This window comes from Mesorhizobium ventifaucium (assembly GCF_935822925.1).
Classification (GTDB): domain Bacteria; phylum Pseudomonadota; class Alphaproteobacteria; order Rhizobiales; family Rhizobiaceae; genus Mesorhizobium; species Mesorhizobium ventifaucium.
This window is the reverse complement of sequence record NZ_CAKXZS010000023.1, coordinates 260,191-277,427: the sequence shown is the minus strand read 5'-3', so window position 1 is coordinate 277,427 and position 17,237 is coordinate 260,191. Positions and strand designations below refer to the sequence as shown.

The 17,237-nt window shown below is 61.4% G+C and carries 14 protein-coding genes; 9 read left to right on the top strand and 5 right to left on the bottom strand.

Translation table 11 applies throughout. The features are described from left to right. Positions 1-85: 85 nt before the first annotated feature. From NMG70_RS19285 to NMG70_RS19265, 5 genes are all read left to right on the top strand, one after another. Positions 86-805 (top strand): FadR/GntR family transcriptional regulator, encoded by a 720-nt coding sequence (locus tag NMG70_RS19285; protein WP_254026009.1) that lies wholly within the window; start codon positions 86-88, stop codon positions 803-805. A gap of 120 nt (positions 806-925) precedes the next feature. Continuing rightward, positions 926-1,900: a sialic acid TRAP transporter substrate-binding protein SiaP gene (locus NMG70_RS19280; protein ID WP_254026008.1), complete on the top strand. Its 975-nt coding sequence runs from the start codon at positions 926-928 to the stop codon at positions 1,898-1,900. A gap of 79 nt (positions 1,901-1,979) precedes the next feature. Further along, positions 1,980-2,552 carry a TRAP transporter small permease gene (locus NMG70_RS19275; protein WP_254026007.1) on the top strand — a complete coding sequence of 191 codons (573 nt, stop codon included), beginning with the start codon at positions 1,980-1,982 and terminating at the stop codon, positions 2,550-2,552. A 3-nt stretch (positions 2,553-2,555) separates the two neighbouring features. Beyond that, a complete protein-coding gene (locus NMG70_RS19270; RefSeq protein ID WP_254026006.1) occupies positions 2,556-3,962 on the top strand; it encodes a TRAP transporter large permease in 1,407 nt (468 codons plus the stop codon). Further along, the gene (locus NMG70_RS19265) at positions 3,959-5,008 is read left to right on the top strand and encodes an L-idonate 5-dehydrogenase (protein ID WP_254026005.1); all 1,050 of its coding nucleotides are present in this window, start codon (positions 3,959-3,961) and stop codon (positions 5,006-5,008) included. Before NMG70_RS19270 ends, NMG70_RS19265 begins: the two co-directional genes overlap by 4 nt. Positions 5,009-5,056: 48 nt before the next feature. On the opposite strand, the gene NMG70_RS19260 is transcribed toward NMG70_RS19265, so the two are convergent. Together NMG70_RS19260 and NMG70_RS19255 are read right to left on the bottom strand one after the other, a co-directional pair. Beyond that, positions 5,057-7,660: a TRAP transporter permease gene (locus tag NMG70_RS19260; protein WP_254026004.1), complete on the bottom strand. Its 2,604-nt coding sequence runs from the start codon at positions 7,658-7,660 to the stop codon at positions 5,057-5,059. A gap of 69 nt (positions 7,661-7,729) precedes the next feature. Beyond that, positions 7,730-8,713, bottom strand: a complete 984-nt coding sequence (locus NMG70_RS19255) for a TAXI family TRAP transporter solute-binding subunit (protein ID WP_254026003.1) — start codon at positions 8,711-8,713, stop codon at positions 7,730-7,732. A gap of 103 nt (positions 8,714-8,816) precedes the next feature. Here NMG70_RS19255 and NMG70_RS19250 point away from each other — a divergent pair, with 103 nt between their 5' ends. Then, positions 8,817-9,689 carry a MurR/RpiR family transcriptional regulator gene (locus NMG70_RS19250; RefSeq protein WP_254026002.1) on the top strand — a complete coding sequence of 291 codons (873 nt, stop codon included), beginning with the start codon at positions 8,817-8,819 and terminating at the stop codon, positions 9,687-9,689. 10 nt (positions 9,690-9,699) lie between these two features. Here the strand turns inward: NMG70_RS19250 and NMG70_RS19245 are convergent, their stop codons facing one another. Beyond that, positions 9,700-11,022 (bottom strand): aspartate aminotransferase family protein, encoded by a 1,323-nt coding sequence (locus NMG70_RS19245; RefSeq protein WP_254026001.1) that lies wholly within the window; start codon positions 11,020-11,022, stop codon positions 9,700-9,702. Between the two features lie 94 nt (positions 11,023-11,116). Between NMG70_RS19245 and NMG70_RS19240 the strand changes: the two genes are divergently transcribed. Further along, positions 11,117-11,974, top strand: coding sequence for a beta-keto acid cleavage family enzyme (locus NMG70_RS19240; protein WP_254026000.1), 858 nt, complete (start codon positions 11,117-11,119; stop codon positions 11,972-11,974). Between the two features lie 651 nt (positions 11,975-12,625). Here the strand turns inward: NMG70_RS19240 and NMG70_RS19235 are convergent. Further along, a complete protein-coding gene (locus tag NMG70_RS19235) occupies positions 12,626-13,312 on the bottom strand; it encodes a N5-glutamine methyltransferase family protein (protein WP_254025999.1) in 687 nt (228 codons plus the stop codon). A gap of 371 nt (positions 13,313-13,683) precedes the next feature. Between NMG70_RS19235 and NMG70_RS19230 the strand changes: the two genes are divergently transcribed. Continuing rightward, positions 13,684-14,358, top strand: a complete 675-nt coding sequence (locus NMG70_RS19230; protein ID WP_254025998.1) for a LuxR C-terminal-related transcriptional regulator — start codon at positions 13,684-13,686, stop codon at positions 14,356-14,358. 68 nt (positions 14,359-14,426) lie between these two features. On the opposite strand, the gene NMG70_RS19225 is transcribed toward NMG70_RS19230, so the two are convergent. Further along, on the bottom strand, positions 14,427-16,175 hold the full coding sequence (locus NMG70_RS19225) for a PAS domain S-box protein (protein WP_254025997.1): 1,749 nt from the start codon (positions 16,173-16,175) through the stop codon (positions 14,427-14,429). A 246-nt stretch (positions 16,176-16,421) separates the two neighbouring features. Between NMG70_RS19225 and NMG70_RS19220 the strand changes: the two genes are divergently transcribed. Beyond that, positions 16,422-17,162 (top strand): helix-turn-helix transcriptional regulator, encoded by a 741-nt coding sequence (locus NMG70_RS19220; RefSeq protein ID WP_254025996.1) that lies wholly within the window; start codon positions 16,422-16,424, stop codon positions 17,160-17,162. The last annotated feature ends 75 nt before the right edge of the window (positions 17,163-17,237 follow it).

Genomic DNA, 17,237 nt, shown 5'->3' with positions numbered 1-17,237 from the left:
TTCGCGGCAGGTTTCGATCAATAGGTCAGACCAATTTACCGATCCGATCAGCCGGATGATGCCGTTGAAGTAGAACTGGGTAACAATGCCGATCCAGGCCGTTGAACCGCGTCGACTTTACCGACAGATCGCCGACCAGCTCAGGCAGCTGATCGACGTGGGGGAGTTCGCAGTCGGCGATCGGCTGCCAACCGAGCGCGAACTGGCCGATCAGCTTGGCATCTCCCGCCCGACCGTCCGTGAAGCGCTGATCGCGCTCGAGGTCGAGGGGCGCATACGTATTCGCGTCGGCTCGGGGATCTACGTCACCGAATCGCCGCGGGCCGAAATCTTGACGGCGGAAATGGATGAAGGCCCGTTCGAGCTGTTGCGGGCACGCGAGTTCATCGAAGGGGCGATCGCCGCCGAAGCCGCCCACCGGGTTCGGCCGATTGACATCGAACATATGGACGACGTGCTGCGCCGCATGGAGGGCATACCTCACCCGACCAAGATGACGATCGCCCTCGACCGCGAGTTCCATACGACGGTGGCGGGCATTCTAGGAAACGCCGTCCTAGTGCGCTGCATCGGCGAGCTTTTCGACCAGCGCATGAACCCATATTTCGAACGCTTGTCGAGCTATTTCGAGAACAGGGATTCCTGGCGGGTCGCCGCGGAGGAGCATCGCGCGGTGCGCGACGCGATCGCGGCGCGCGACCCTGAACGGGCCAAAGCCGCCATGCAGGAACATCTGCGTCAGTCGCAACTGAGATTCTCACGCAATTTCGGTGAGAAATCCGCAGCCAGGGAGGTCGCGGAATAGAGCATTGGACCCAAAAGTGGGAACCGGTTTGGGAAAAACCGATGCTCAAACCAAAGGTCTAGCAGCCGACCGGGAGGATCCTGTCGGTACAGTCAAAATCCATTCACAGGGAGGAATATGATGTTGAGGAAATACGCCGTTCTGCTCGGCACGATCGCCGCAATCGCTCTGCCCATGGCTTCGGCCTCTGCACAAACCGCGCTGAAATGGGCCCACGTCTACGAAACGTCCGAACCCTTCCACACGGAGTCCGTGTGGGCGGCGGAAGAGATCAAGAAGCGCACCGACGGCCGCTATACGATCGACGTCTTCCCGGCTTCGCAACTCGGCAAGGAAGCCGACATCAACCAGGGGCTGACCCTCGGCACGGTCGACATCATCATCTCCGGATCGAGCTTCGCCGCCCGCGAATTCCCGCCGATCGGCGTGACCTACTTTCCGTTCACTTTCCGTGACGCCGATCATCTGCTCGCTTACACCAAGAGCGACAAATACAAGGAATTGACCGGCGGCTACGAAGAAGCGTCCGGCCATCACATCACGGCGACCACCTACTACGGCACGCGTCACACGACTTCTAACCGGCCGATCGAGAAATGCGCCGACATGCAGGGCCTGAAGATCCGCGTGCCTGATGTGCCGGCCTATCTCGCCATGCCGCGCGCCTGCGGCGCCAACACCGCGCCGATCGCCTTCGCCGAGGTCTATCTCGCCTTGCAGCAGGGCACGGTGGAAGCGCAGGAAAACCCGCTGACGACGATCGACGCCAAGAAGTTCTACGAGGTGCAAAAGCACATTATCCTGACCGGACACATCGTCGATCACCTCAACACGCTCGTGTCGCAATCGCGCTGGTCGCAATTGTCGGACGAGGACAAGGCGATCTTCACCGAGGTGATGCAGGAAGCCGCAGCGCGAGCGACAAAGATCATCGTCGATCGCGAGAAAGCCCTGGTTGAAACCTTCAAGGAGCGCGGTCTCACCGTCACCGAAGTCGATCGCGCCGATTTCGAAAAGAACGTGATGGAGAAGGTGACGTTCGAGGAGTTCGGCTACCGCAAGGAAGACTGGGAGGCGATCCGCGCCGTCAAGTAACCGCATCAATCCGGACCCGGCGCGACAAGCGCGTCGGGTCTGTTGAGCCCGCTGCCCCAACGGTGTCAGGAGCTTGCCGATGACCCAAGAGGTCCACACCCAGGTTACAGCAGAAGAACTGGCGCATGCATTCGAGGAAGAAACCGCACCCGTCGATCTGTCGCGATACGCAGTGGAAGATTGGGTCACGCTCGCCGTGTTCTGGGGCATGTCGTTCTGCGTGTTCCTGCAGTTCTTCACGCGCTACGTCATGAACAACAGCTTTGCCTGGACCGAGGAGATCGCCATCAACTGCCTCGTCGTCGTGGTCTTCCTGGGCTCGGTCATGTGCACGCGCACCACGCGCCACATCCACGTCGACGTGCTCTATCACTATCTCCCTGCTGGGGTTGGGCGTTACCTGGCGCTCGCGGTCAATCTGATTACCATTTGCTTCTTCGCCTATATGTCCTGGCTCCTCTGGCGCTATGTCGGGATCGTCCACCGTGAGCGGATGGTCACCATCAACCTGCCGCGCAACGTCGTCTTTTACGCCGTCTTCGCCGGTTTCGTGCTGATGATGCTGCGCGCCATCCAGGTCTTCATCGGCAACATCCGCCGCGGCTACTCGGCGCTGGAGCGCCCCGCCGCGTTCGACGGGTTGGGGGAATAGGCCATGCTGCTTCTGATCGGAGCCTTTCTCGTCCTGATGCTGGTCGGCGTGCCCGTCGCCGTGTCGATGGCGGTGTCGTCGCTGCTCTATCTCGTCTTCTATAGCGTGGCGCCCGACATCATCGCCGCGCAGCGCATGATCGCCGGTGTCGAGAGCTTTCCGCTGCTTGCCGTGCCGTTCTTCATCTTCGCCGGCAATCTCATGAACATCGCCGGTGTCACCGGGCGGATCTATTCCTTCGCGCTGGCGCTTGTCGGCTGGATGAAGGGCGGTCTCGCGCAGGTGAACATCATCGGTTCGGTGATCTTCTCCGGCATGTCGGGCGCAGCCCTTGCCGACGCTGCCGGCATCGGCACGATCGAGATCAAGGCGATGAAGGACCACGGCTATCCCGTCGAGGCGGCCGTCGGCGTCACCGCGGTATCCTCCACGCTCGGGCCGATCTTCCCGCCGTCGCTGCCCTTCGTCATATACGGGATGATGGCCAACGTCTCGATCGGCGCGCTGTTCATGGCCGGCATCCTGCCCGGCGTCGTCATGACGGTGCTGATGATGGTGACGGTCGCGATTTTCGCCCACCGCCGGGGCTGGGGTTCGGACACACCGTTCAAATTGAACCGGCTCGCCGCCGCCTCGATCGAGGTGGCCGTCGTGTGCTGCTTTCCGCTCGCGGTTTATCTCCTTGTCCAGCTGGGACTGTCGCTCAACATTGCCGTTGGCATCGCGCTCCTCGTCCTGATCGCCTGCGACTGGTATTTCGATTTTTCCGCCGTCATGGCGCTTATGACGCCGATCATCCTGATCGGCGGCATGACCATGGGCTGGTTCACCCCGACCGAAGCGGCCATGGCCGCCGTCATCTGGTCGTTGTTTCTCGGGCTCGTGCGCTATCGCACGATGACACTCGCAGCCTTGGCCAAAGCCAGTTTCGACACGATCGAGACGACCGCGTCGGTCCTCTTCATCGTCACCGCAGCGTCGATCTTCGCCTGGTTGCTCACGGTCAGCCAGGCGGCTCAGCTGTTCTCGGTCTTCATCACATCGCTGACCGAAAACAAATGGGTGTTCCTGATCCTGGTCAACATTCTGATGCTGGTCGTCGGTTGTTTTCTCGACACGATCGCCGCCATCACGATCCTTGTGCCGATCCTCCTGCCGATCGTGGTTCTCTACGGCATCGATCCGGTGCATTTCGGTCTGATCATGACGCTCAATCTGATGATCGGTCTGCTCCATCCGCCGCTCGGCATGGTGCTGTTCGTCCTCTCGCGGGTCGCCAAGCTGTCGGTCGAGCGTACGACCATGGCGATTCTGCCCTGGCTCGTGCCGTTGATCGTCGCGCTGATCCTGATCACCTTCATCCCCGCGATCTCGCTGTGGCTGCCGACGCAAATGGGGCTGATCCGTTGATCGACAGTCCAGTCGCCGCGACACTTTTTGGCCCTGAGGATCTGCGCGTCGTCGAGCATCCGCTCGGCCCCCTCGCGCCGGGAATGGTGCGCGTGCGCTTCGGCGCAGGCGGCATCTGCGGTTCCGACCTGCACTATTTTCGCCATGCGCGGACCGGCGATTTTGTCGTCACATCGCCGCTCGTGCTCGGCCACGAGGTCGCCGGGGAGATCATCGAAATCAACGCGGACGCGCCAGGGCTGGCCGTCGGTGATCGCATTGCGGTCAACCCGTCGCGCTGGTGCGGACAATGCGCGCGATGCGCGGAGGGCCGCGCCAACCTCTGCGAGAACATCTATTTCATGGGCTCGGCGTCGAAAACGCCGCACATGCAAGGTGGTTTTGCCAGCCTGTTCGATGCCACGCCGGCGCAATGCATCAAGGTTCCGCATGCTGTCGCCTACCAGGCGGCGGCACTCGCCGAACCGCTCGCCGTCAGCCTGCATGCCGTGGCGCGGGCCGGCGACATCACCGGCCGCAACGTCATCCTGTTCGGTGCCGGCCCTATCGGGCTCCTGACCATGCTCGCCGCCAGGCTCAAGGGATGTGGCGAGCTCACCGTCGCCGACATAGCAGCGGCGCCGCTCGCCTTCGCCAGCAAACTTGGAGCAAACAGGACGATCGACCTGTCTGGCGGCGACGAGGAACTCAAGGCGCTCGCGTCCGACAGGGCGATTGATGTCGCGTTCGAGATTTCAGGCACCGCAGCGGGCCTCGCGGCGGCGATCGCCAGCGTCCGGCGCGGCGGCACGGTCGTTCAGGTCGGCAATCTTCCGGGTGGTCAGATCCCGGTGCCGGCCAATGCGGTGATGGCCAAGGAAATCAATCTGAACGGTACGTTTCGTTTCGGCGCAGAATTCAACCAGGCGGTCGATCTCATCGTCGGCGGGGATATAGACGTCCTGAGGCTGGTGACCGCCGAACGCCCCCTTTCCTCGGCGCGCGATGCGTTTCGCCTGGCCGCCGACCGCTCGCAGAGCGTCAAGGTGGTGCTGACCGCCGACTGAGGAGTTTTTTCCCGGGCCTCCCACCAGCTCTTATCAACCGTTCCAGTCTCAGCGCGCCGGCCCGGTTTCCTTCCTGTCCGCCTGCTTGCGCGCCCGCGCAAACTGCAGCCCGGCGACGCCGGCGGTCGCAGCGAGCGCCAGGCCGATCGGAATGAGGCTCGAGGGCTGGTCGGCCTTTCTGAGCACCGCCACCACGTCATATCCGACATCCAGCCCGATGCGCTTGGCGTAGGATCCGAAATCGACATTGCTGATCATCAGCGCGTCGCCCGCTTGCGTGATGGTTAGGCCGATGCCGCGCAGCCGCTCCAGCGGCTCGCCCGGCTCGCCGAGCGGCACGTTGACCGTCTTGCGCACATCTTCGCCCATGAGGTCGACACCCTCGACGACGAAATTGATGCGGCCATCCGCCGGCGTCTGCGCCACCGCCGACAGGAACTCGCTCGCCGGCATTTCCTCGTAAGGCGGCGACACCTGGTTGAGCCACCAGTCCGGCCGAAACAGCGTGAAGCAGATGAGAAGCAGGGCCGCGCTTTCCCACAGTCGGCTTTTCGTCACGAACCAGTTCATTGTCGCGGCCGAAAACAGCAATATTGCGATCAACGAGATCGTCGCCACCCAGATCGTCTGCGGCCAAGTGTCGACTCCGATCAGCAGGATCGCCGGATTGAAGATGAAGACGAACGGCAGGATCGCCGTGCGCAGCGAATAGAGCGCGCCCTGGAAACCGGTGGCGATCGGATCCTCCTTGGAAATCGCCGCCGCCGCGAAGGCGGCCAGCCCGACGGGCGGGGTGATGTCAGCCATGATGCCGAAGTAGAAGACGAACAGGTGGACCGCGATCAGCGGGATCGGCAATCCGGCCTGCGCGCCGAGATCGACCACGACCGGGGCCATCAGCGTGGCGACCAGGATGTAGTTTGCGGTGGTCGGAATACCCATGCCGAGTACAAGACTGATCGCGGCGATGAGGATCAGCATCAGGATAACGTTGCCGCCGGAGATGAACTCGACGAGTTCCGTCATCATCAGGCCAAGACCGGTCAGCGTGATCGTGCCGACGACGATGCCGGCGGTCGCCGTGGCGATACCGATGCCGATCATGTTGCGGGCGCCGAGCGCCAGCCCGTCGATCAGGTCGTCCCAGGCAGCACCCACTGAGGCAATGAGGTTTTCATTGCGGAATACCGCCATCAGCGGCTTGCGGGTGGCGACGATACCGAGGATCGACACGGTCGCCCAGAACGCCGAGAGGCCGGGCGACATCTGCTCGACCATCAGGCACCACAGAAGCACCGCGATTGGGATGAGGAAGTCGAGCCCGGTCCGCGTGACGTCCCAGGCGCGTGGCAGTTCCAGGATCGGCGCGTTCGGATCGTCGAGTGCGAGATCCGGATAGCGGGAGGAATACCAGACCGAGGCGACGTAGAGAGCTACGCCGGCGATTGCGAGCACCGGCGGCGCGGCCGCGCCGAAGACAGCCTGGATAGCAACGATGCCGTAATAGACGATACAGACGGCGAGAACGCTGCCGGACAGTCCCAGCCCCATCCGCAGCATCCGTTCTCTGGCCGGCGTCGGACGCTGCGGGATTGTCTTCAGGCCCATCTTTATCGCTTCGAGATGCACCATGTAGAGCAGCGCGATATAGGAGAAGACCGCCGGCAACAGCGCGTGCTTGACAATCTCCGAATAGGGAATGCCGACATATTCGACCATCAGGAAGGCGGCCGCGCCCATGACCGGCGGCATGATCTGGCCGTTGATCGAGGCTGAGGCCTCGATGGCGCCCGCCTTGACGCCGGAAAGGCCGGTCCGCTTCATCAACGGGATGGTGAAGATGCCGCCTGAAACCACGTTGGAGACAGACGAGCCTGACACGACGCCGTTGAGAGCCGATGAGACCACCGCTACTTTCGCCGGGCCGCCCCGGAGATGGCCGAGCAGCGCGATGGAGATTTGCATCATCCAGTTGCCGGCGCCTGCCTTTTCCAGAAGCGTACCGAACAGGACGAAGAGAAACACGAAGCTCGTCGATACGCCAAGTGCAATCCCGAAGACGCCTTCGGTGGTCAGCCATTGATGGTTGAGAAACTTGTTGAGCGATGCGCCGCGATGCTGAATCACGTCCGGCATGTACTGGCCGGCAAAGGTGTAGAACATGAAGACACATGCCACGACCACCATCGGAAGGCCGAGCGCGCGGCGCGTCGCCTCGAGAAGCAACAGGATGCCAACGGTGCCGGTAACGAGATCGAGCGTGGTCGGCTGGCCCGGCCGTCCGGAAAGCTGGACGTAAAAGAGAAACAGGTAGCCGCCGGCAAATCCGCCGACCACGGCCAGCCCCCAGTCGAGCAGCGGCACGCGGTCGCGGGGCGAGGATCTTAGCGCCGGATAAGCGAGAAAGGTCAAGAACAGCGCAAAGCCAAGATGGATGGCGCGCGCTTCCGTGTCGTTGAGGATGCCGAAGCCGAACACGAACGGCAAAGGCGAAGCGTACCAGAGCTGGAAAAGCGACCACGCAACTGCAACCCAGAGCAGGATTCGAGCGACTGTTCCGCTCGGATGCCGGCCACCCGTATCAGCCTCCGCGACAAGCTGTTCGAGCTCTTCGAGATCGACGCCGGCCGGTTGTCCCTTCACTTCGCTCATGACGCCTCCTGTTGCGGATGCCCCCGGCGGGTCCGCTGGACCCGCCGGACTCCCGTCAAGTCACGAAGCCTACTTCAGCCAGCCCTTCTCCTTGAAGTATTTTTCAGCGCCCGGATGCAGCGGCGCGGAATTCCCTTCCGACACCATCTTGGCCGGGTCGAGCTTGGCGAAGGCCGGATGCAGCGACTTGAACTCGTCGAAATTCTCGAACACCGCCCTGGTCAATTGATAGACGCTCTCATCGGGAACTTTAGCCGAAGTGACCAGCGTGGCGAGCACGCCGAAAGTCTCGGTATCGTCGGGATTGTTCGCGTAGAGTCCGCCCGGAATGACCGCCTTGGCGTAGTACGGATTCTCGGCGACAAGCTTGTCCACGACCTCTCCAGTCAACGGCACCAGCTTGGCGCCGCAGGTGGTCGTCGGATCCTGGATGTTCGCTGAGGGATGGCCGACGCCGTAGAAGAACCCGTCGATCTTGCCGTCGCAGAGCGCCGGGCCGTGCTCGTCAGCCTTCAGCTCCGATGCGAGCGAAAAGTCGGCCAACGTCCAGCCCATCGCTCCGAGCAGACGCTCCATGGAAGCGCGCGTCCCGGAACCGGGATTGCCGACGTTGAAGCGTTTACCCTTGAAATCCTCGAATTTCGTCACGCCGGCATTGGGATGCGCCAGCACCGTGAACGGCTCCGGATGGATCGAGAAAACCGCGCGCAGGTCGGTATGGGGGCCTCCGTCCTTGAACGATTCCAGCCCCTTGTAGGCGTTGTACTGGACGTCCGACTGGGCCATGCCGAAGTCGAGTTCGCCTTCCTTGATCGTGTTCACGTTGAATGCCGATCCGCCAGTCGATTCGACCGAACAGCGGATGCCGTGGGTCTTACGATCCTTGTTGAGCAGCCGGCAGATAGCACCGCCGGCGGCATAGTAGACGCCGGTGACGCCACCGGTCCCGATGGTAACAAAATTCTGCTGCGCCATTGCGCTGGCCAAAAACAGCAGCGCCGCCGACAAGGCGGCAATCTGCGCTCCGAGGCGTGCAGTCCGGGCATGTTTCATCTGGTTCTCCCTTGGTACTTTGCGTGCCGTCGCGGAGTGTCAAGGCACGTCGATGCATGCTACGATTGTTGCGCTTTATCAATCAAGGGAAATGCTTGTTACAATGAATACGCGGGAGATGGGTTTCGACGCGCTTCTCGCGCGCATATTGACCGAACTCCCCGAATTGAGCTCGGAACTGCGCAAGGCGGCGCGATTCCTGGTCGATCATCCCGACGAGGTGGCGCTGGTTTCCATGCGGGTGCTGGCCTCGCGATCAGAGGTGACACCGACGACCTTCGTGCGGCTGGCGCGGCGGCTGGGCTTCGGCGACTGGGCGGCGCTGCGCAAGCCCTTCGAGGACCGGCTGCGCTCCGGCAAGGCGCCTTTCGCGGCAAGGGCTGATGCGCTTGTCAGGCGCGGGTCGGAGGCGATTTTCGCCGAATCGCTGAGGACGACGGTTGCCAATCTGGCGGCGGCCGAAGCGGCCAACGGCAGCGAAGAAATAGCAAGGGCCTGCGCGATACTGGAGAAGGCACAGCGCATACGCGTCGCCGGGTTCCGAAGCTGCCGCGCGCCCGCCCACGCGCTCGTCTATCTCTGCCGGATGTTTCGGCGCGACGTCACGCTGCTCGGCGGCGACGGCGGTGCGATCGAGGCGGAACTCGCAGCGCTCGGAAAGAGGGAAGCGGTCGTCGCGATCGGCTTTTCGCCCTATTCGCGTGAACTCGGGCCGGTGATGGAGGCTGCGCAACGACACGCCGTTCCGATTGTCGCGATCGTCGACAGCATGGCTGCTCCGATCGCGCGGCATGCCGACGTTACCTTGCGATTCTCTACCGACAGCCCGTCCTTCTTCCCGTCGGTAGCCGCAGCTATGGCTATCGTGGAAGCGCTGGCTGCAACGATGCTGGCGCGCAGCGGGCCGGCCGCCGCGGCTCGTGTCAGGGAGACGGAACTGGAGTTACAGGCGTTCGGGGCCTATCTGCCGGAATGAAGAGCGCTGGCTATGGCACCGCAGCGTCTATCGCGTCGCCGAGTCGTTCGACAACCGCGTCGATTGCTGCGGCGTCTATGATGAAGGGCGGCGCCAGCAGCACATGATCGCCACGCATGCCGTCGATCGTGCCTCCTGCGGGATAGACGAGCAGTCCGCGCGCCATCGCCTCGCGCTTGATCTTCGCATTGAGCTTCAGCTTCGGGTCAAAGGGCGCCTTGGTCGAGCGATCCTCGACCAGTTCCACCCCCATGAAAAGGCCACGCCCGCGAATGTCGCCAATATGGGCATGGTTGCCGAACCGTTCGCCCAGTCGCTGCGAAAGATGTGCTCCCATCGCCCGAACATTGGCGAGCAGATCGTCGCGAGCGATCACCTCCTGGACGGCAAGGGCCGCCGCGCATGCCATCGGGTGGCATATGTAGGTGTGGCCGTGCTGGAAGAAGCCGGAGCCTTCGGCAAAAGCGTCGAAGATGCGGCGTGAAAGCAGCACCGCACCAATGGGCTGGTAGCCTCCGCCGAGGCCTTTGGCGATTGTCATCAGGTCAGGCGCGACTCCGTCCTGCTCGCAGGCATGCAGCGTCCCGGTGCGGCCCATGCCGCACATCACCTCGTCGAGGATGAGGAGCACACCGTAGCGGTCACAGATTTCGCGGATGCGCCCGAAATAGCCGGGAACGGCAGGCACCGCCCCTGCTGTCGCGCCGACGACAGGTTCCGCGACGAAGGCCATAACGGTGTCCGGACCGAGTTCGAGAATTTTGTCCTCGAGCGCCTGGGCGGCGCGCAGGCCGTAGGCCTCCTCACTCTCACCGGCCTCCTGATAGCGGTAGGCATAGCATGGCTCGATGTGGTGCGTTTCGATCAGCAACGGGCGGAATTGGGCACGGCGCCACTCATTACCCCCGGCAGCGAGAGCGCCGAGCGTGTTGCCGTGATAGCTCTGTCGGCGGGCGATGACGTTTCGCCGCTCTGGCTTGCCGGTCTCGACGAAAAACTGGCGGGCCATCTTGAGCGCCGCCTCCACCGCTTCGGAGCCGCCGGACACGAAGTAGGCGTGGCTAATACCTTGCGGCGCGCCAGCGACGAGCTTGTCGGCCAATGTCTCGGCCGGTTCATTGGTGAAGAAGCTGGTGTGGGCATAGGCGAGCTTGTCGGCCTGCGCGTGGAGCGCGGCCGTCACCTGGGGATGGCCGTGGCCGAGGCAGGAAACCGCCGCGCCGCCTGACGCGTCGATATAGGTGCGGCCATCGCGGTCGAAGAGTTCGATACCCTTGCCGCCAGCCGCGACGGGCAGGGTCGCATGGATCTGGCGATGCAGGATGTGTGTCATGCTTTCCTCGATTGACGATGGCGAGATTTGGAGCGAACCTATCATGCAACATATGTTACATAGCGCGCAATACTGAAACGATTGGACTGCACCTATGACCGTCGACAGGGACGTGACCGGCACCGGACTTATCGCACCGACGGCGATCGCAGTTGCGCCGAATGGTGGACGGCGTGGCAAGCAAGACCACCCTGCCCTGCCGATCGGCCCCCAGGAACTGGCCCGGGCCGCCGCCGCCTGCCGCGAGGCGGGCGCCGCCATGATCCATACGCATGTCCGCGATCGCGACGGCGGCCATTTGCTCGACGCGCACGCTTATCGCGAGACGACGAAAGCGATACGTGATGCGGTGGGCGAGCGGCTGATCATCCAGATCACCAGCGAAGCGGTCGGCCGCTACCAGCCGGCCGAGCAGATGGCGATTGTGCGCGCTACCCGCCCTGAGGCCGTTTCGCTGGCGCTGCGCGAACTGGTGCCGGACGCTGCCCATGAGACCGCTTTCGCGCAGTTCCTGTCGTGGTTGAAGAGCGAGCGGATCGCCCCTCAGATGATCCTTTACTCGCCCGAAGAGGCGTCGGCTTTGGCCTCCATGCACCAGCGCGGGCTGGTGCCTTTCGACGACATCCCGGTGCTCTATGTGCTCGGCCGCTACACGCCGGGACAGGTTTCGCGACCGGCCGATCTGCTTCCCTTCCTTGCGCATGACCGCCCGCGCTTCGCGCACTGGATGGTCTGTGCCTTCGGTCGGCAAGAAACCGCTTGCGTTACGGCCGGTGCGCTGCTGGGCGGTCATCCCCGCGTCGGCTTCGAGAACAATTTTACCCTGGCCGACGGCACAACTGCCAAGGACAATGCCGCGCTCGTAACAGCGACTAAAGGCGCTCTGACTGCTTGCGGCGTCAAGATCGCCCAAGCCAACGACCTGCGCGCCGCTTGGTCGATCCAGGGCTAACCCTCGCCCGCGAGCCTTGGAACGGGCTTCCTTTCTCATCAAATGCGCCGGCAATATCCGAGACGTAAGCGACCTGTAAGCGGCTTGCGTCAATATCCCCGCCCCAACAAATGAGCTTGGGCGGGGAGGTTTCACATGTAGAACCTCCATATTTTACTGAGCCGTAGCCGCCGTTCTCGGACCGGCCGGGCAGAGGCCTCCTCGGTTCGTCACATTTGTCGATAATCCCTTTGCTACGCTGCAACCGAACTCTTTGGCTGACGTTAGGTTGCAATGGGCGGTGGGGAGGCCTTTATGCAGACGTACCTCGTCGAACAAATGGAGGGCGATGACGTGATTACGGTGCGTGTCGTCAACGCGCCGAGCCCTTTCAAAGCCGCCGCCATGTCGACAGATCGACATGTTACGCTCCGAACGTGGGAAAAGGATTGGATCCGAGTAACCGACGAGAACCGGGGACACATCTTTGCATACTGCTTTGTCTCCAACGCAAACCCAGACACCAACGGGCCTGCGAAAGCACCAAAAAAATCAAGAAAAGCCCAAAAAGCTGATCAGGAACGCGAGTAAGCGCCACTTTTTTGCTTTTTGCTGGCGCGCCAGAACCGTGAACACCACGAATTGAGCCAGCAGTTGCGGCATGGCTGACGCTCACGGCGTGGTATGTCCCACCACCACCCTTCCCTCGCCGGCTTCGTTCGTGACCGCCCGGATCCCCTCGAAGGACTTGGAGCGCTCCATCAAACGCATGACCTGCCGGTCCTGGCCGAGACCGATCTCGCAGAGCAGGATGCCTCCGCGCCGCAAGTAGCGCGGCGCGTCCTTGATCACCCGCATATGAATGCTCAGGCCGTAGGGGCCGGCTGCAAACGCTTCACGCGGCTCGAGCTCGGTCAGATGCGCGCGGTCGCCCTCGAGCCGATTTTCCGAAATGTAAGGCGGGTTGCAGGCGATCACGTCGATCGTGTTATCGAGCTCCAAGCCCGAGAAAGCACTGAACAAGTCACCCTGAAGCACCGACACGCGATCCGCCATGTCGTGATGGGCGACGTTGCGGCGCGCGACCTCGACGCATCCATCGGTGAGATCGCTCGCCCAGACCTGCGCGGCAGGGGCGTAATGCGCGATGGCGCAGGCCAGATTGCCGGCCCCGCAGCACATGTCGACAACGCGCGGCGCCGGCCGGTTCATTCGACGCAGAACATCAATTGCTGTCGCGCCGAGCAACTCCGTCTCCGGCCGGGGAACGAGCGCACCGGGCGCGATGAGCAACTCCAGCCCCATGAAGATGGTGCGGCCTTTGCGATAGGCTTCGGCGACACTGATCTCTTCTCTCACGACAGCCCCCTTCTGTCTTGCCGGTTTGCGGTGTCCGACATTTGTGTGGAAGTTAGATCACTAAGTTCCCGATCGGCAATCCAAAAACACTCGTCGCTATGGGCATTGGCAATCGCGAGGAATCGGCATCGTCTCAAGGCGTTGTTACATGGTCGTGGAGATAGGAACGGATAATTCGACGTGTTCAGCGGCTCTCGTTGACAGAGTTCAAAAAAAGAGGAGCCTTACCTGCCTTTTAGGATTATATTAGCAATCTGGGCTTGCGGTGTTGGGGCACCGCTGGCGTTGACTGGATGAATTGACGAGTGATTGGCCACGACTCCAAAGGCCCGTGACCGCTCAATCCATTCAGGTTTCGTTGGGGTAGTTCAATGTATCGAATCGTCATCGCCGACGATCACGGCCTATATCGTCGTGGCCTGCGATTGGCTCTGAGCGCAGGCATTCCAGGTGTGGAGATATTTGAGGCGTCGTGTTTCGACGCCGCGCTCAGTCTGCTGGCGGAGCAGGCGTCCGTTGATCTTGCGATCCTGGATCTGAACATGCCGGGATTGCTCAATCAGGAAGTGCTCAGCGGCATTCTGTCGGCCTATCCGGATACGCGATTTGCGATCGTTTCCGGAAACGATTCACGCTCGGAGATACTCACGGCTCTGTCGATCGGACTCCACGGCTATATCGTAAAGTCGCAAAGAGACGAGGAGGTCGTTCTGGCCGTCAACGAAATCCTCTCGGGCCGCATCTACGTCCCTGCACTTCTGTCGCGCCCCGGTGCTGCGCCAACAACTCACGCACCTGCTCCCTCCGAGCATGTCCCACACCGACGCACCACCACTGGCAATCTTGGCAGGCTGACCTCGAGGCAGAAGGAGGTGCTCAAGCTGATGGCGGAAGGGTATTCGAACAAGGAAATTGCGCGCGATCTGGAAATCGCCGAAGCGACGACGAAAATCCATGCCGCTGCGGTTTTGCGTGAGCTTGGGGTGCGGAATCGGACGGAGGCTGCCGTTATGCTGAAGACATGGTTAACAAGGGATATCAACTAATTAGAGAACGACGTTCTTTTGATACGCAAGGGGCGCTGTTAAACGCTTCCGGTCTTGGCCCGATGGCGTCAAGGGCCGATTTCCTTGCGCGACAGCCGCAGTGAATATCGCAGCCCGTGACCCGTCATTTCCAGCTTGGGAGAGTGACCGACAAGCGGCGCCCCATCCACTCCGATTATCATTGAACCGAAACCATGGCGGACAACTTTTGAAGGCCGCCGCCGCCCTGATTCCACCCAATCGAACACGATGTCACCGCCCGCATCTTCCGATGCGAACGTCCAATTTACCTCGACCCGGCCTTTTGAATCGCCAAGCGCTCCATGTTTCAAGGAATTGGTCGCAAGCTCATGAACAATCATCGCAAAGCTCTCGGCGGCGCCTCCCGACATCGTAACCGAGGGACCGCTGACTGATATGTCGCGCGTCCCCATATACGGTTGCAACTCCTGAACAACGAGATCGTGGAGCATCCCCGACCCGCTGCTGTTGCCCGAAAGGAGCAGATGCGTTGCCTCGAGCGAACGAATCCTGTCGATGAGCGTCTCCTTGTACCTGGCGACATTGTTCTCGGGAACATTGACCATGTTCACCAGTGCCGTGATCACCGGGAATAGGTTGATGAACCTGTGGCGTTGCTCGAGCATAATGCGCTCCCGCTTCTTTGCCGCAGCACGCAGCAGCGTGGTTTGCCGTCGCTCGGTCAGGTCGGCGGCCACGCCGAGCCGCTGTAGACGATCATCGTATTTCTCTTCCCTTCCGCGCAGAGCAACCCAGCGGATATGTCCGTCCGGTCGTCGAACGCGAATCTCGACGTCGTAGTTCGTGACCGGTGCGAGCTTTCTCGACACAGCCAGCTTTGGCCAGTCCGCCGGATGAACGACGGCTGACAGTTCCTCCAACCGGCGGCTACCGACCGGGGGCAGTCCGAGAATGTCCCAGAACGTGCCCGAGCCGGTGACGATGCCGTCTTTAAGGTCGATCCGCCACGTGGCCAGGCGTCCAGCAGACAAAGCGAGATCCAGCCACTCCTTCTGAGCCCGAAGCGCTTCGTGCACGGCTCGTCGTTCCGAGATATCGTCGACCACCACGAAAATGGTCTCTGAGAGAACTCCGTCGGGCACGGACATAGACAGCGTTAGCCGCGCCCAGAATGCCGAACCGTTCTTTCTTGAAAGTCGCACCTCCGAAGCGAACGAAGCAGAGTCTTTGCCCAGGCCAGCCAGCAATTGTGCCAGGGCATCACGGTCGTCCGGATGAACGAGTGTCTCCAGCTGCAATTGGGCAAGCTCCTCCTCCTCGTAGCCTGTCATCTCGCTGAGGCGTCTGTTGGATTGAAGCAGCTCACCTTTCTCGTTGGTGTTTGCGAACCCCATGGCGGCGCGTTCGAAAGCCCAACGATAGCGGCTTTCGGTTGCTTCGACGGCAGCAAGCCTGGCTTCCGCTACCTCCAGCAGCTCACGCACGTCCTGCCGCAGCCGATGGAATGTCATGGCAATCACGCCACCGGAAATCAGAAGCAGAATGGCGCGCGCCCAATCTTCGCCGGAGATCTGACCATGCAGGGTGCTTCGTGTCCACAAGCCGGCAGCCACCATCAGGACCGTCGCCGCAAGCGCAGGACCACGGTCTTCAAGGTAGGAAATGATAATAATAGCTGGAATAAATTCCAGGAAACTCGACCCTTCTCCGATGTATGCTGACGCTTTTGTCTCAAATATCAGCGTAGCAGCCAGTACCGATGCGGAGGCAAGGTGAGTTAGCAGTCTGCCTGTTGGGTTCAAATCCGACCTGCGCGACTGCCAGTTCATCGACATAAACTACTACCTTTTGACTAGGCCGTCGAGACTAGAGCAAAAAACGTACAACCTAGTCCGACTGCGGGATTGCCATACCACTATCACAGCGCGCATTTTATCAAACAGGGGCGAGCAGAACTCATCAGAATATAACGAGTTTCAAGGTAGTAGGGAGCGCGTTTTTTGCGCGCCCTATGCAAGAAGACTGTTCGTAAATCCCGGACAAGTTATTACGGGCTGATGGACCTTTGGGGAGGTTGAAAAATGACTATGATCGATAGATACAGTGATGCCGTTGCGGGCAACCGGTACATCACACCAGGAGCCAAGTATAACCCTGACGCGCAGGTGACGCGGCCCTTATGTGCTTATCCTTCAGCTCGTGCATCAGATCGGCCGGACAAAGGGGGCGACGAACCAAAGAGACGCAGCCTGGAATCCGTCACCGGCATGCTTGATCGCCTCGGCTGTGGTTATCTCGTACTGAACCGCGACAGAAAAGTAATCGAATGGAACGCAGCTGCTCTAACCACGATGGAGCGCCCCACGCTGGAGCGCCTCACTCTGGAGCACAAAGGCGAAGCGGCTGATACAGCCAGTGAGCTTTCGGCAGCCCTAAGACGGCTGGTCGCAAATGTTCCGGCGCCTTTCCTGCCGGGCTCCCTTTCTTGGGTGGTGATCCGCAGCACAGGTGATAGGCCGGTGGTACTGAAAGAGAACGGTCTTATCGCCCCTGACGGAACGAGCATCGTGGCACTGCTTGGCCGTGTGAACAGGTCGGGGCCAAATCCTCAGACACTGCAAAGCATGTTTGGCTTGACGAGTGCGGAAACGCACCTGGCTCTGCGTTTGGCTCAGGGCGATGCGCCGTTGGAAATCGCCCGCAGTTGGCGGCTCAGCCGCACCACGATCCGCTCACAGCTTGCCTCGCTGTTCGCCAAGACCGAAACGAGACGTCAGGCGGAATTGGTGGCTCTTCTGGGGCGCATTTCGGTCTTGCCATAATTTTGGGGTCGGCCTGGATCCAGGCGCCGAGGTGCGTCAACGATTAGCTGGTTGGTGGCCCCGTTCCGTTAGGGC

What these genes read in the sequence shown, in the direction of transcription:
- NMG70_RS19285 (WP_254026009.1), top strand. Translation starts at nt 86, where the DNA reads ATGCCGATCCAGGCCGTTGAACCGCGTCGACTTTACCGACAGATCGCC.
- NMG70_RS19280 (WP_254026008.1), top strand. Translation starts at nt 926, where the DNA reads ATGTTGAGGAAATACGCCGTTCTGCTCGGCACGATCGCCGCAATCGCT.
- NMG70_RS19275 (WP_254026007.1), top strand. Translation starts at nt 1,980, where the DNA reads ATGACCCAAGAGGTCCACACCCAGGTTACAGCAGAAGAACTGGCGCAT.
- NMG70_RS19270 (WP_254026006.1), top strand. Translation starts at nt 2,556, where the DNA reads ATGCTGCTTCTGATCGGAGCCTTTCTCGTCCTGATGCTGGTCGGCGTG.
- NMG70_RS19260 (WP_254026004.1), bottom strand. Translation starts at nt 7,660, where the DNA reads ATGAGCGAAGTGAAGGGACAACCGGCCGGCGTCGATCTCGAAGAGCTC.
- NMG70_RS19255 (WP_254026003.1), bottom strand. Translation starts at nt 8,713, where the DNA reads ATGAAACATGCCCGGACTGCACGCCTCGGAGCGCAGATTGCCGCCTTG.
- NMG70_RS19250 (WP_254026002.1), top strand. Translation starts at nt 8,817, where the DNA reads ATGAATACGCGGGAGATGGGTTTCGACGCGCTTCTCGCGCGCATATTG.
- NMG70_RS19245 (WP_254026001.1), bottom strand. Translation starts at nt 11,022, where the DNA reads ATGACACACATCCTGCATCGCCAGATCCATGCGACCCTGCCCGTCGCG.
- NMG70_RS19240 (WP_254026000.1), top strand. Translation starts at nt 11,117, where the DNA reads ATGACCGTCGACAGGGACGTGACCGGCACCGGACTTATCGCACCGACG.
- NMG70_RS19230 (WP_254025998.1), top strand. Translation starts at nt 13,684, where the DNA reads ATGTATCGAATCGTCATCGCCGACGATCACGGCCTATATCGTCGTGGC.
- NMG70_RS19225 (WP_254025997.1), bottom strand. Translation starts at nt 16,175, where the DNA reads ATGTCGATGAACTGGCAGTCGCGCAGGTCGGATTTGAACCCAACAGGC.
- NMG70_RS19220 (WP_254025996.1), top strand. Translation starts at nt 16,422, where the DNA reads ATGACTATGATCGATAGATACAGTGATGCCGTTGCGGGCAACCGGTAC.